The 14,393-nt window shown below is 33.7% G+C and carries 12 protein-coding genes; 1 reads left to right on the plus strand and 11 read right to left on the minus strand.

Annotated features, from left to right (window positions below):
• Positions 1–262 precede the first annotated feature (262 nt).
• On the plus strand, positions 263–775 hold the full coding sequence (locus tag ACFOUY_RS10035) for a CAP domain-containing protein (protein ID WP_378960393.1): 513 nt from the start codon (positions 263–265) through the stop codon (positions 773–775).
• Here the strand turns inward: ACFOUY_RS10035 and ACFOUY_RS10040 are convergent, their stop codons facing one another.
• The 11 genes from ACFOUY_RS10040 to ACFOUY_RS10090 form a co-directional block, all read right to left on the minus strand.
• Positions 776–1,843, minus strand: coding sequence for a PA0069 family radical SAM protein (locus ACFOUY_RS10040; RefSeq protein WP_378960394.1), 1,068 nt, complete (start codon positions 1,841–1,843; stop codon positions 776–778). It lies immediately after the preceding gene.
• A gap of 54 nt (positions 1,844–1,897) precedes the next feature.
• Positions 1,898–3,145, minus strand: coding sequence for a carboxypeptidase-like regulatory domain-containing protein (locus ACFOUY_RS10045; RefSeq protein ID WP_378960396.1), 1,248 nt, complete (start codon positions 3,143–3,145; stop codon positions 1,898–1,900).
• A 70-nt stretch (positions 3,146–3,215) separates the two neighbouring features.
• The gene (locus tag ACFOUY_RS10050) at positions 3,216–4,454 is read right to left on the minus strand and encodes a carboxypeptidase-like regulatory domain-containing protein (protein ID WP_378960397.1); all 1,239 of its coding nucleotides are present in this window, start codon (positions 4,452–4,454) and stop codon (positions 3,216–3,218) included.
• 64 nt (positions 4,455–4,518) lie between these two features.
• On the minus strand, positions 4,519–6,171 hold the full coding sequence (recN, locus tag ACFOUY_RS10055) for a DNA repair protein RecN (protein ID WP_378960398.1): 1,653 nt from the start codon (positions 6,169–6,171) through the stop codon (positions 4,519–4,521).
• 102 nt (positions 6,172–6,273) lie between these two features.
• Positions 6,274–8,115 (minus strand): M56 family metallopeptidase, encoded by a 1,842-nt coding sequence (locus ACFOUY_RS10060; RefSeq protein WP_378960399.1) that lies wholly within the window; start codon positions 8,113–8,115, stop codon positions 6,274–6,276.
• A 1-nt stretch (position 8,116) separates the two neighbouring features.
• Positions 8,117–8,497 carry a BlaI/MecI/CopY family transcriptional regulator gene (locus tag ACFOUY_RS10065; protein ID WP_378960401.1) on the minus strand — a complete coding sequence of 127 codons (381 nt, stop codon included), beginning with the start codon at positions 8,495–8,497 and terminating at the stop codon, positions 8,117–8,119.
• A 398-nt stretch (positions 8,498–8,895) separates the two neighbouring features.
• On the minus strand, positions 8,896–9,999 hold the full coding sequence (locus ACFOUY_RS10070) for a redoxin domain-containing protein (RefSeq protein WP_378960402.1): 1,104 nt from the start codon (positions 9,997–9,999) through the stop codon (positions 8,896–8,898).
• Positions 10,000–10,032: 33 nt separating this feature from the next.
• Complete coding sequence (gene porD / locus ACFOUY_RS10075; protein WP_378960403.1) at positions 10,033–10,926, minus strand: type IX secretion system protein PorD; 894 nt, start codon at positions 10,924–10,926, stop codon at positions 10,033–10,035.
• Positions 10,923–12,119 (minus strand): bifunctional phosphopantothenoylcysteine decarboxylase/phosphopantothenate--cysteine ligase CoaBC, encoded by a 1,197-nt coding sequence (gene coaBC, locus ACFOUY_RS10080; RefSeq protein WP_378960404.1) that lies wholly within the window; start codon positions 12,117–12,119, stop codon positions 10,923–10,925. The genes porD and coaBC overlap by 4 nt, the downstream gene beginning before the upstream one ends.
• Before the next feature lie 87 nt (positions 12,120–12,206).
• Positions 12,207–12,533 (minus strand): DNA-directed RNA polymerase subunit omega, encoded by a 327-nt coding sequence (locus ACFOUY_RS10085; RefSeq protein ID WP_378960405.1) that lies wholly within the window; start codon positions 12,531–12,533, stop codon positions 12,207–12,209.
• A 3-nt stretch (positions 12,534–12,536) separates the two neighbouring features.
• Complete coding sequence (locus ACFOUY_RS10090) at positions 12,537–13,484, minus strand: outer membrane protein assembly factor BamD (RefSeq protein WP_378960406.1); 948 nt, start codon at positions 13,482–13,484, stop codon at positions 12,537–12,539.
• Between the last annotated feature and the right edge of the window lie 909 nt (positions 13,485–14,393).

The following is a 14,393-nucleotide window of genomic DNA, read 5'->3' on the forward strand; positions in this document are numbered from 1 at the left end:
ATATGAAAATCAACACTTTAAACCAAAAAAATAACATAAAAAAATATAAAAAATTTAAGCAAAATAAAAGGGCTGATCATTTTATTTATGATACAGCCCCTTTTTGTATAATACAGATTCTGGTAAATACAATATTTTTAAATCTACATATTGTAATTTATTGATGATGAGAGGCTAACTTCTCTTTTCATTTTGAAAAAACATTAACCAAAAGAGTTTCATTTATCAAATAACTTGTATTTTCGTTCTCAAATCCCCTATTGTGAAGAAGATATTTGTCCTAATAATTGTTCTTGCTGTTGGTTTTACTTCTTGTAAAAAAACAGCAATCGATATTGAAACAGCTACTACCAATAATAATGGAAGTGCTGTAGCAACAAATCTTAATAACGACCTTTTATTGAAACTTGTAAATGAAAAACGAGCCGCAGGCTGCAATTGTGGAGCAACAATTATGCCTCCAGTTGCTGTATTAACCTGGAATAATTTGCTAGCTGCTGCTGCATTAGCACACAGTAAAGATATGAACGCTAATAATTATTTCGATCATAATTCTCAAAACGGGAAAAACCCAGGCGATAGAATTACTGCGGCAGGTTATAAGTGGACTGCTTATGGAGAAAATATTGCTGCAGGGCAACCTACGGAGCAGATAGTTTTTGATGCTTGGATAAATAGCGAAGGACATTGTAAAAACATTATGAATGCTAATTTTAAAGAAATGGGTGCTGCAAAAGATGGTAAATACTGGACTCAGGAATTTGGAAGGCAATAGTTAGAATAAGCTTATCTGAGCACCTGGAACTTTAAACTGCGATTTATCCAAAAAAATATCTTTCACATTTATTCCATTCAATCTGCAGTGTAACTTAAAGTTATCTTTTATCATTTTTGCAATATTTCCATCGCCACGCATTCTATCTCCAAATCTGCTATTATTAACATTTCCACTGTGACAACTTTGTATCATGTGCCAAACTTTGTCAAATCTATCAGGAAAATTTTTTCGTAACCAATCTTCAAAAATCTGAGCTATTGCTCCGTTTAAGCGAACAATGGTATAACCAGCACGGATAGCACCTGCATTTGCACCCGCTTTTAAAACGGCAGGAATTTCGTGATCGCTTAATCCGGGAACTAATGGTGCAACCATAACACCCATTGGAATTCCGGCTTTGCTTAATTCTTCTACTACCTTTAATCTTTGTTTTGCTGTAGCAGTTCTAGGTTCCATTGCTAATCTTAGTTTATCATTTAAACTATTAATCGATGAATAAACCATAATTAAATTAAGCTTTGCCATTTCTTGCAAAATATCGATATCGCGAAGAATAAGCGAGTTCTTGGTTATCATACCAATTGGTTGTTTATAAGCGAGCGCAATTTCTAAAAGTTGACGTGTAAGTTTAAATTTCCTTTCGGCAGGTTGATAGCAATCGGTATTACCCGAAAGCGAAATTGTTGTTGCATCCCATCCTTTCTTTTCCAGAAATTTTTTAAATAGGACAGGAGCATCTTTTTTTACGATGATTTTTCTTTCGAAATCCAAGCCTGCACTATAGCCCCAATATTGATGTGCATTTCTAGCATAGCAATAAATACAGCCGTGTTCGCAACCTTGATATGGATTTAAAGAATAGTCCATGCCAATATCAGGGCTATCTACTTTGTTAACAATGGTTTTTGAATTTTCGAAAAGAAATGTGGTTTTGTGGTCGCTTTCTGCCCAATCGTCAATTCCCTCATCATGCTCTTTTACATAAGCATCTTTTAAAAATTTGTTATGTGGATTAAATTGAGCGCCCCTTCCCTTGAAATACTTGCTTTCTTCCTCTTTTATCATAGCATAAAATTACTAATATTTTTAGTAATTTTATGCTAATGTTGATAATTTGTACTAATGATTTAGCCTACTTTTTTCTAGTGGAATGTAATCCATTGGTACCATATCGCCAACTTTTTCGTATGCCCAATAACCTTCATAAAGCATAGATCTGGAGTCGTAAACTCCACCATTCGCATAAAATCTAACTGGGCCTTGAGTTAAGTTTATAACAGAAATTTCATTTTCAGGTACATCCAACGGTCTGAAAACCCAAAAGCCAGTGTTAGAATATGCCAAAGATTCTTTTTCTTTAGTGTACTGAATGCAAAGCGCATCAGTATAGTTTATCAATTTTAAATTATTGTTAAAATCATGAACAAGTGTATCTGGATTCACCTCAGCTCGACTAAACTTATCAATAAACTTTGGCATTTCCTTTTGTTTAGTCCAAAATTCTAACAAGCCTTCATCTATTTTTCCTGCTACTTTTCTTACACCTGTTTTTTCTGGTAGCGTTTTTATTTTCACCAACATATCGTTAATTACATTTTCGGGATAGCGATTGGGATTTGGTGTTTTAATAATTTTATTGATTAGAAAACCTTCTTCTTTGCTACGATTTTCATAAAGTGAACGAAAAAAATGCTGAGAAGAACCATAATAAGCAATTTCTCTTGCTTCAATGTATTTTTTCTTTTTTGTTGCAGAAGCTTTTAACTCTTCGAAAAACGGATGACCGGAAAAGTATATGATGCGGGTGCGACTATTATATTCAAAGTAATCGAGCATATACTTGAGTCTGTATCCTAAAGCTTTATTTTCTACAATTAAAAATTCTGTAGTTTTAACCGTTAAAAGGCTTTTTGTTACATCAAAATCTACATTTAAAACTTGCGGATTTAGAATTTTGCACTGTTTAGAGTTTGGGGTTATACCTATAAAATATTCGGTAAACTGTTTGATGTATTTTGCCCGGTTAGGATCTGCTCTAATCGTAACTTCGTTAAGTTGAAAAGTGTTTTCTTTAAGAATAAGATCTATTTTTACCGACTGATCGGATATAATTACACTTTTTGAGTAGGGTAAATAACCAACCATTTGAACCAATAAATCGTAGCTTCCGGGCTTAAGATTTGCTAATGTGAAATTCCCATTGTTATCTGCAACAGTAGCAACTTTATATCCGCTTAAATAGACTCCTGCACCCGGCAAACTACCTTTATCATCCTTAACTTTTCCACTAATAGAGAAAGTTGCTTGACTAAAAACACTAAAACCCATACATAGAAATAGCAGAGATAGAAAAACGCTTTTAATCATGAGAGCGAATGTAGCCAAATGGAATAATAATCGTTAAAACTTTCAGAAGATTTTAACAATTTTAACATTCTTAGGGTTTGTTGTTAGGAGGAAGATAATCAAGCGGAACGCTATCAGCTATTTTTTCCCAACTCCAATAACCTTGATATATCATAGAGCGAGGGTTATAAGTCCCTCCATTTTCATAGAAGTAAACTGGAGCAACCTGTAAATTTATAAGGGAAATCTGGTAATCAGGCATATCCAACGGACGGGAAACAGATTGACCAATTATATTTGCATAAGTTGGCGCTTCTCGCTCATTTTTATAAATTACATAAAGTATATCAGTAAAATTAATTGATTTCATGCTGCTGCTGAATATTTTAACAAGTGTATCGGGTTTTACCTCTTGTCTATTTAAAATCGAAATTTCTTTCGGTTTATTTTTTTGATTAATCCAATAACTTAACGAATCATTTCCTCCTATAGATATTGTTATTTTTCCTGAAGAGTTTTGTGCCAGGGTTCTAAATTGCTTTACTTTGGCATTTATCAAACTATCTGGCAAACGGTTTTTATCTTTCTGTTTTATCAATTTATTAATTTCAAAACCATCTTGTTTTGACTTTCCAGCATATAAACTACTAAAAAAATGCTGTGCCGACCCATTGTAAGCTACCAATCTTTTGGCTGCCCACCTTTTCATTTTACTTTTCGATCCTTTTAAATCTTCATAATATGGATACCCTTCATAATAAATTATGCGTGTTTTATTGTCATATTCGAAATTGTTTAGTTGATATTTTATGCGATAACCTAATGCCTGGTTTTCGATAATTAAAAACTGATTAGTTTTTACAGTTAGTTTAGAATCATCGCTGATGTAATCAATTATTAGTACATTAGGATTCACAATTTTGCACAGCTGTGCATTTGGAGTTGTTCCGATAAAAAAATCGGTAAACATTCTGATATAACCTGCTCGATTTGGATCTGGTTTAATGGTAACTTCCTGAAGTTGAAATGCATCTTCTTCCAAAACGAAGTCAAACTTCAGTGGTTTATCAACAACTATTATATTCTTGTTTAAGGCTTTAAAGCCGATTAACTGTATAAGAATATCATAATTGCCCGGCTTTAAATTTAGGCTATAATGGCCATTATTATCAGCAACTGTGGCGATTTTATAACCACTTACATATACACCAGCACCTGGTAATGCATCTCCTTTTTTATCCTTAACCGACCCAGAAAGTACAAAACTCTGTTGGGCTAAAGTTATTTTAACACTGAGCAGGAGCAGGCAAATTAGTAAGACTTTTTTCATTAAAACAAATATAAACTAATTTTTTAGTTTATAAAAGATTTAAAGAATGCCTTATTTAAAGAAATTAATGTAATAGTTCCTTAGCGTTTTCTATTGCAGATGCACCAGGGTTTTTACCACTTAACATTTCTGCAATTACATCTATTCTTTCTTCTTGATTTAGTTTTCTAATTCCAGTTGTCGTTTTACCTCCGTCGTCGTTTTTATAAACAAAATAGTGCGATTTTCCTTTCGCAGCAATTTGCGGTAAATGGGTAATTGAAATAACCTGCATATCTCCACCTAAAACAGAAATAACTTCTCCAACTTTTAATGCGGTTTCACCAGAAATTCCAGTATCAATCTCATCAAAAATTATGGTTGGAAGGGCAGTGTGTTTAGCTAATAACGCTTTAATAGCTAGCATTAATCTCGATAACTCCCCTCCAGAAGCAACTTTGCTAACGGGTGCAGGCGCCTGACCAGCGTTTGCCGTAAATAGTAAATTGATTTCATCTAAACCATCTTTATTTAGCTCAGTTAATTGGTTTTGAGCCAAAACAAGTTTAGCATTTGGCATACCAACTTTTATTAAGGTTTGAGCAGTTTGCTCTTCAACTAGTTTTATAGCTTTTTTACGGTTAGCACTAAGTAGATTAGCTTGTTTTACTAATTCAGATTCTAATTTTTCGTTCTCTTTTTTAAGCTTTTCGATACTTTCATCAGAAGATAACAATTGATTTAAATTGGTTTCCAGCTGTTGCTGTAAGGCAAGCAATTCTGAATTATTGCCAAGGCGATGTTTTTGCTGTAAAGAATAAAGTAAATCTAAACGCTGATTGATAGTTTCCAATCTATCAGCACTATGTATGGTGTTTTCTTCAATTCCCGAAGTTTCGTCGGCAATGTCCTTAATTTCTATTATCGATGAACGCAATCTTTCGTAAAGCGCATTAATATTTGGGTCGAATTTTTCTATACTTTGAAGCTGTAATTGTGCCTCTTTTAAAAGTTGAAGGGCAGAAGGTTCGCTTTCGGTTAGTAATCCAGAAGCGGTAAGCAAAGCTCTTTTAATCGTTTCTGCATGTGTAAGCTTTTCAAGTTCTAACTCTAATTCTTCCTGTTCGTTTTCTTTTAGGTTAGCTTGTTCTAGTTCATTAAACAAAAACTGCTCGTAATCTTGCTTGCTCCTGGCTTCATCCGCATCGCTTATTAATTTTTTTAAACGAGTAATATCTTGCTTTAACTTTTTAAAACCCGAACGATATTGTAATAAAATGGAATTATGGTTTGCAAGCGAATCAACAATTAACAGTTGAAAATCGGCATTATTAATTTCTTGTGTGGCATGTTGAGAATGTATATCAATGAGCTTTTCGCCTATCTGTTTTAGCAGCGATAAATTTACAGGTGTATCATTTATAAAAGAACGAGATTTTCCATCGATAGAAATTTCACGACGTAAAATCGTTTCATTAAAAAAATCTAAATCCTGCTCTTCGAAAAGTGTCTTCAAATTCTCATCAGCTAATAAGAAAGTGCCTTCTATAACACACTTTTTATCCTGATTAAAGAAATACTTGCTTTCGGCTCTTTGCCCTAAAATTAATGAAAGTGCACCCAATATAATTGATTTACCTGCACCAGTTTCACCAGTTATTATATTTAAGCCTTTATCAAATTCGATATCAAGACTATCGATTAATGCGTAATTACGTATAGAAAGTTTTTGTAGCATACCTGTGGGTAAAAATACTAAAAAGTTATTTTACCAATGGTCGAAAATGAAAACAGCGAAGATAATTCTTCGCTGTTTTTGAATATAATTTGTATGGTTTGGTTATTGCTCTGATTTTTCTAGTCGCTCAGGTTTTTCCTGCTTTTCTTGTTTCTCGATTTTTTCTTTAAGCTCTTTAACTTCCTTATCGAATTTTTGTTTCAGCTTTTTGTACTCTTCGGTTTGTTTAACTTTACTATTTGAATCATTGAAGTAAAATACTGAGCCGTCTGGACCCGTCAGTCTATTATTTGAACCTCCAAAAACAGTATCACCTCTAACTATTGTTAATTCAGATAAGCCTTTGAGATGAAGATTTGTAGAGGCTTTCCTTCTAGCGTTGTCTAACTGTGTCCTAAATTCTGAAGTATTTATTCTTGCGGACATTTCTTCGCCCATTTTTCTCCATTTTTCTTGAGCTTCTGGCGAACCATACTCTTTTGCCATATCCTCGCCAAATTTTTTCCATTTAGCTTGTGCTTCTGGCGATGAATATTCTTTAGCTACGTCTTCACCAAATTTTTTCCATTTAGCTTGAGCTTCAGGAGAAGAATATTCTTTGGCAACATCATCACCAAATTTTTTCCATTTTAGTTTGGCAGCAGGAGAATTGAAATCTCTGTAAATTTTTGCTTTAAAAAGTGAATCTTTAAATCCAAATGCAGAATCAGATTTATAGATAAATGCGCTTCGGCCAGCAAAAAGTTCATCTCTGTAGAAGTCTTTTCTTAAGCTATCAGGCATTTCTTTTACTGAGTTATACTCCGTTTTTTTACCATTGGCATCAATAGTTACGATTTTTATTTTGCGTTTTTTTGTTGTATCTACAAATACAACCGTATTACTATTTGCAATTGACGTTAAATTAAGGATATCCTTTTTTGCTTCTTTTTTATCTGTGTTTTTCTTTTCGGTAGGATTAATCCAGGCAATAGAGAACAAGCAGGCTACACCTAAAGTTAAGGCAGCCATTTGCTGTTTGGCATTTAAATAGTTCGTTTTCATGTTGGTTATTCTTTTTATGCGTTGATACAAGTTTTGAGATTTGCCCGTTGTTGCTAAAGCATAAGCCGGACTGGTTTTATCTTTAAGTAGTTCTAATTTTAATAAGGCATGTGCATAGTTTAATGGCTTACCGGTTATTTTTAGCACTAAATCATCACATGCGTGTTCACGTTCGATATGTATAAATCTTCCTGCCATCCAAACAAATGGATTATAAAATAAGAAAGTTTCAATGGCAGTTTTAATTAAGTTTAACAGGAAATCGTTTCTACGAATATGAGATAGTTCGTGGATTAAAATTGCTTCAACCTGGTCGCTATCTAATTGATTAACCAATGCAATAGGGAATAGCACAACTGGCTTTATATAGCCAATTACTAATGGCACATTTACAATAGCGGATAAATGGAATTTGATAGATTTGTTGATTTTTAGATTAGCGGTAACACTTTCGAAAATGTTTTGCCAACTTTCTGGAATAGCACTTAAACTATCTTTTTTTAATTGAGAAAGCTTGCTGTATCCCTTTACAATAACAAATAGCTGCAATGCGATTCCGATAAGATAAAAGGTAATTATTAACGGGAAATATTGCTCGGCCTTGCTACTGAAACTCTGTGGCAGATTATTAAAATATTGTTGAACCTCTAAATTTTGAGTGTTAGCTAATGAATTTTTGGTAGGTATGTTTTTTAATATATGGCTAATGAAATTATAAACAAAAAAGCTAAACATTAATACAATAGAACCAAAAGCCAGGTTATGCTTATACTTTGCAGCCAGCTTTGGTAAACTGAATAATACGATAAATAAAACCCCATAAATTAGGGCACTTTGCCAAAGCGAATTGACAATGCTCCAGCCAAATGCGTTGATAAATTGTTGTACTAAAGTTTCCATATTAGTTGTTTTTTTCTAATTGTTCCAAATACTTTTTTATCTCGTCTATTTCATCTGCACTTGCGGTGTGGTTACCCAAAGCTTGCATAACCAATCTAGCCGCCGAACCATTAAACACATTATCTATCATTTTATTTACCAATTGTTTCTCCGTTTTATCCTGATTTACGATGGCTTTATATATATGTGTTTTCTGATTTGTATCTCTTTCTACCATTCCTTTTTCATGCATAATTTGCATAAGTTTTAGGGTAGTGGTGTAACCAGAATCTTTTTTATCTAAAGCTTCATGAACTTCGCGTACTGTACAAAGACCTTTTTGCCAAAGTACTTGTAAGATTTCCATTTCGCCTTCTGTTGGTTTGATGTTGGTAATGCTCATATGTTACAGTTCTACGAATTGTTTCGTATTCAAATGTACGAAGATATTCGTAATATCAAAATGTTTTAACAGATTTTTAACGAAAACATATATTGTTTGCTATAAGACGTCATTTTGCTGAAAACGTTGCATGTGTTTTTTGCAATTAGGAGGGGAGACAGGAAGTTTAAAAATTGGTTGGAGTTAATTAGCTATAACTTAACTAATGATATGTTTAACTGCCTTGTTATTTTAATAAATTATTTGAAGCGCAAAAGCTGTGGTTCTTTTGTAGCCTGGTTCCCGCCAATACTAAAATCTTTTGGGTATAGTTTCTACAAGAATTTAAGTTACTGTAGCCAAAAGTATTTTCGTGTTTGTCGGGGCTAATTAGGAAAGTAATTTGCTTTTGGGTTGAGTTACTTTGAACCTAATAACAAAAGTAACGTATCACGTAAGTCTTTTCCTTTAATATCTTTAGCAATAATTTTTCCATCAGGATCGATTAATACATTTGAAGGTATTGTCGTTACGCCATAAAGTTTAGCCACTTCATTTTCTTTTTTAAGATCAGAAACTTGCATCCACGGAAGTTTGTCTTCCTTTATTGCGTTCAACCAGTTCATTTTATCTGTATCAATAGATACACTTAAGACTGCAAATTTTTTCGATTTGTATTGCTGATAAGCCGATAAGAGATTTGGGTTTTCCTCTCTGCAAGGCAAGCACCAAGATGCCCAAAAGTCAACAAGAACATATTTACCTCGATAAGATGAAAGTTTAATTGGATTTCCAATTATATCGTTTTGCGTAAAATCCTTTGCTAGCATGCCTACTGAAATTTTTTTGTCTTCTATAATCCTCCTGGCTATTTCCTTGCCTTCTGGCATTGCCTTAAGGTCGGGGTTTAAATTGGTAAAACTTTGTTCTACTTGTGGTAAGAATTTGGAGTTTCGGGCCATGTTCCCTAAAGTAAGTAGACTTACATAAGAATCTGGATGGTTAGCTATAAAGTTAAATTGAACAGGAAATGTATCATAATAGGCAGTTTCTAATTTTGTTTTGTTCAACTTTAGCAATGCCGTATCTTTCAATTCTTTATTGGAATCCTTTAATTTTTTTATTTGCTTATTAAGCGGATCTAATGCTGCAAGAAGTTCTGCATAATCATTATTTGATGGTGTTCCAGAGATGGTTGAGTTACTCAAGGTATCGGCAGAATTTAGAGTAATTTGTCCTGCCTCGATGTAAATGCTAAATGAATCAAATAGGTCTTCAGCATATCTAGGGTTATTGTTTCTGGATAAATAGCCTCTTACTTTTGTATTAATGCTTCCTTTAAATTTGAATGTAGCTCTATTTACTATGGTAGAATCATCAACTATTTGACCACTTTGTCTGTAGCTTAAAAAAATCTTATCACCATCTTTAAAACCTTTTCCAAAGCCACAAATAGTGAAAGATGATTGGGCAAATAAACTTAATGGAAGAAGACAAATAGTAAGAAACAAAAACCTTTTCATCGTTTAAGAGATTATAAGTGTTCCAACCAGAAATTAATTCTGTTTTAAACCTTCGTATTTGCCAATATTTGCCGGGTCGATTTCTGACAACATATTGTATGCTTTCATTCTTTCCTGTGTGTTTAGTTTGGATAGTACATTTGTAATTTCCTCGGCTTTTGATGCGAAGTAAACATTTGGAAAAATCGAACCCAATTTCTGTTTATCCATTTGCTGCAAGGTAGATAAGGCATTAACTATTGGCATTAAACCCTTGTCATTATCGGTTAACTGGTCTAAACCACTGTAATGATAGTTGTAGATAAATGTGCGTAATTCAGAAAAAATTGGGTTTAAGGCATTTTCATTAAACCAAAAGCGATTGCGTAATCCATCAGCAGCTCGCCAGCCACTATTGCCCGATGCTTGCGCAAGGTTAATAATATTTTGAGCTTTTTTAAAGTATGGCGTACCGCCCATTTTGCTAAAACTATCTTTATCGAGGCCAACAATTGTGTAAGCGTAGTAAGTTAGAAGCGCACTAATATTTGATATGTAATTCTGGTCAGAGAAATCGATTACAGAACCATCATTAAAGCTAAAATCGAAATTTTTATCGCTCATGTTTAACAGCGTGCTGTTGTAAGTGCTGTTAAAAACCGGGCGGCTGCTTTGAATTTGAGCTTCTGCGGTATAACCGGAGCCGCCATCCCAAGAGTTTATGGTAATTACAAAGTTGCAGTCAATACGTTCTTGTGGTTTGTAAGTTTCATTGGTAAACTTATTATTATTCAAAAAATCGCGAATGTTTTTTTGTAACGCATCCAAAGTTGGTTTACTAATATTAGAAACCTGCGGAGCCAATAATTGTACCCTTGCGTTAAGTTCTTGAGCCTGCAATTTTTCAAAGCCGATAATCAACAACAAGCAAATAATCTTTTTTATCATTTTGTAATTTTTAAAATGGCTTCACAAATATCTTTTGCAACTTCAGCTTTCGATTTTAATTCGAAAGCAGTTTTCTCTAAGGCCTTGTTAAAAATAGTAATTTTATTTGTATCCGATTTAAAACCCGCTCCTTTATCATTTAATGAATTTAATACAACCAAATCTAGATTTTTCTTTTCTAATTTACCTTTGGCATAATTTTCTTCATCATTGGTTTCTAAGGCAAAACCTACCAATATTTGATTAGATTTTTTACTCTTTCCTAACGAGGCCAGAATATCTGTAGTTTTCTCTAGCTCTAAAATAAAATCGCCGTCTTGTTTTTTAATCTTTTGATTAGCCACAGTTTTAGGTCTATAATCTGCAACTGCAGCACACATTACCGTTATATCTGTTTCGCTGAAAATAGAAGTACAAGCATTGAACATATCTAAAGCACTAACAACATTTATCCTTTTCAAGGTTTTATCAGCTTGTAGAGAAGTCGGACCAGCAACTAAAGTCACATCGGCACCCAGTTTTACCAATTCATCGGCAATGGCAAAACCCATTTTTCCTGATGAATGATTTCCAATAAACCGAACCGGATCTATTACTTCATAAGTTGGACCTGCAGTAACCATTACTTTTTTGCCGAATAACGGCATCGATTTTTTAATGGCATTATCAAGGAATGAAACAATTTCTTCTGGTTCAGCCATGCGGCCTTCGCCAACTAAGCCACTTGCTAGTTCTCCATTTCCTGGTGCAATAACAATATTGCCATAGCTGTTTATGCGCTTAATATTTTCTTGAGTTGTTTCATGCTTCCACATATCCAAATCCATCGCAGGTGCAACATATACAGGGCATTTAGCAGAAAGGTAAACGGCTGTTAAAAGATTATCGCAAATTCCTGTAGAAAGTTTAGCTAAAGTATTTGCGCTTATCGGGGCAATAATAATTAAATCTGCCCATAAACCAAGCTCTACATGATTGCTCCAAACGCCAGTTTCTTCTTCGAAATATTGCGTATAAACTGGATTTTTAGAAAGCGTGGCAAGGGTAAGTGGCGTAATGAAATTAGCGCCATCGGGGGTAAGAATAACCTTAACGTTTGCGCCAGCTTTAACTAAAAGCCGAACCAAAAATGCCGACTTATATGCTGCGATGCTTCCGCAAACGCCAAGGATTATATTTTTATTTTTCAGCATAGCGTAAACGCGTTACTTTAATAGTGCAAAGAGCCAGAGCGTATGCATATATTAACTCCATGCCCTAAACGCTATGCGCTTTGCAATTTACTTTTGTTCTTTTGAAGGGTTTCTGTGATAAATTTTTTCGTTTAAAAATTCATCAATAGCAACTAAAACTGGCTTTGGCATACGTTCGTAGTGCTTGCTGATTTCAATTTGCTCACGGTTTTCAAAAATCTCTTCTAAGTTATCGTTGCTTGATGCAAATTCTGCTAATTTACCATGCAATTCTTCTTTCATATTATTCGAAATCTGATTTGCTCTTTTAGCAATTACAACTAATGACTCATATAGGTTATCAGTTGTTTTATCTAAATCGCGTACATTTCTAGTGATTGTAGTATTTGGTACAGCAGGTTTGTTAGTATTCATGTATTACTTGTTTTTAATATTCGTGTTATCTGCTTTAATTGGCTTTGCAGAGATAGTATCTTTAATTTTACCAGTTTTTTTAAGCATTTCCATATACTTAGCTTGGTCAGCAGCAAAAGTAGCCATTTCTTGCTTGTTAAATGCTATGCCAGATTCAATATCTGATTTAAGTTGTTTAGCATCATTAGTAAATTTACTTTTAGGATAGTTTGCTGTAAATTCATTATATAAATCTGTAGCCTCGTTATATCTATCTTCCTGGCGAATAGGGATACTATTTTTCGCATACATATACTGAGATTTAATCATTAAAAAATCCATTTCTTCAGCATATCTAATATCAGGATAATCTCTTTGCGCATTTTTTAGTGCAATAACCGCGGCTCTGTAATTTTCTACATTACTAGGTCCTGTAGTTAAATACATTTTAGCATTTTCAAAAGCCTTATCTTCTAATTTACCTCTCAAAGTGGCAATATATTTTGCAGCAGAAACAGCCCGGTCGCTAGTTGGGTATAAGTTGATAAACAACTGTAGAGCATCAATAGCTTTATAAGTATTTTCCTGGTCTAAAGAGAACGTAGGCGATTCTAAATAATAGCAATATGCTGCCATATAACGAGCCTCTTCAGCATCTTTACTTGCAGGATAAGTATCTGCAAAACTTTTGAATTGATATCTAGCAGTAGTATAATCCTGTAATTTATATAGCGTATTCGCGTAATAAAAATTTAATCCCTCGGCTTGCTCACGTCCTCTATACTTTTGAGATAAATCTTCAAAAAGTACCAATGCCTTGCTGAAATCTCTTTTATTATACAATCTAATAGCCTCTTGGTATTTCTTAGCAACGTCGTTACTTGCCCTTAGTTTTTCAAAGCGACTTTTACAACCCGCCATACCAATAGCGGCAACAAATACTAAAATAATTAAGTGTTTAACTTTAAACATTCTGCAAAGATAATTAATAATACGATAACATCAATAAAAACAATTGGGTGCTAAGCTATGGAAAGCAAATCAGTACATATATATAGTTAACAAATTTTAACATATATTTCAATTTTTAGAAAAGCCTGGCTTGTTCATCTATTAAATGTTATTCCCGCCCTCCATTTCAAATCCTCGGCTCGTTACTCACCTTGCGGGTTTTCCATTATGGTCAGGTTTATTTTAGTCGGGCTGGTTTTCCAAATGCAGGTTGCATGGTGTAAATATCAAATCGTAAACTATATATAGTATGTTTTTCAATCCAGCATAAACCTTACTATATATAATATACATATAGCCCAACCCATTGGAGCAATATTAGTATAAATCCGCTCAAACTTCTATGTTCTTCTATTTCTTATATGGTTTAAATTATAAGAAACCGCTTTTTACCCTATTTATAAAGCCCATTAAAGCGTAACTACCAATCTAAACTAAAATCAAAATCCTGCCAAAAAATGGTCCTACGACACCTAAAATATAATATTGTTTTAAGAATCCTTAATTTTTTATAATTGTATGTCATACACTTACGGTTATTCCTCCATAATATTCTTTACAACCTTTGGTGTGTATGGGTTTTTTTTCTACTTTTGCAACCCGGTTCGGAGGAAGGGGAAAAGAGGTTTACATGGTTTTAGGGATATTAAAGAGGTTTAAATTATTTTAAAATAAACTTTGCGATAGTGTTAAAGATTGTTACCTTTGCAACCCGGTTCGGAAGGAGCGGAAAATGAATTGAAGGATTGGGGATAAGGGTTAAAGGTGAGTGTGAAAAGCGTGTGAGATTAACCTGAAAGGAACTAAAAAATAAAAAATTATTTTATTTGGAAGTTTAGAAAAGATTCCTACCTTTGCACTCCCAACGGA

This window comes from Pedobacter jamesrossensis (assembly GCF_042650905.1).
Taxonomy (GTDB): domain Bacteria; phylum Bacteroidota; class Bacteroidia; order Sphingobacteriales; family Sphingobacteriaceae; genus Pedobacter; species Pedobacter jamesrossensis.

Coding starts and splice junctions, on each gene's coding strand:
- ACFOUY_RS10040 (WP_378960394.1), bottom strand. CDS start 1,843: ATGATAAAAGAGGAAGAAAGCAAGTATTTCAAGGGAAGGGGCGCTCAA.
- ACFOUY_RS10045 (WP_378960396.1), bottom strand. CDS start 3,145: ATGATTAAAAGCGTTTTTCTATCTCTGCTATTTCTATGTATGGGTTTT.
- ACFOUY_RS10050 (WP_378960397.1), bottom strand. CDS start 4,454: ATGAAAAAAGTCTTACTAATTTGCCTGCTCCTGCTCAGTGTTAAAATA.
- recN (WP_378960398.1), bottom strand. CDS start 6,171: ATGCTACAAAAACTTTCTATACGTAATTACGCATTAATCGATAGTCTT.
- ACFOUY_RS10060 (WP_378960399.1), bottom strand. CDS start 8,115: ATGGAAACTTTAGTACAACAATTTATCAACGCATTTGGCTGGAGCATT.
- ACFOUY_RS10065 (WP_378960401.1), bottom strand. CDS start 8,497: ATGAGCATTACCAACATCAAACCAACAGAAGGCGAAATGGAAATCTTA.
- ACFOUY_RS10070 (WP_378960402.1), bottom strand. CDS start 9,999: ATGAAAAGGTTTTTGTTTCTTACTATTTGTCTTCTTCCATTAAGTTTA.
- porD (WP_378960403.1), bottom strand. CDS start 10,926: ATGATAAAAAAGATTATTTGCTTGTTGTTGATTATCGGCTTTGAAAAA.
- coaBC (WP_378960404.1), bottom strand. CDS start 12,119: ATGCTGAAAAATAAAAATATAATCCTTGGCGTTTGCGGAAGCATCGCA.
- ACFOUY_RS10085 (WP_378960405.1), bottom strand. CDS start 12,533: ATGAATACTAACAAACCTGCTGTACCAAATACTACAATCACTAGAAAT.
- ACFOUY_RS10090 (WP_378960406.1), bottom strand. CDS start 13,484: ATGTTTAAAGTTAAACACTTAATTATTTTAGTATTTGTTGCCGCTATT.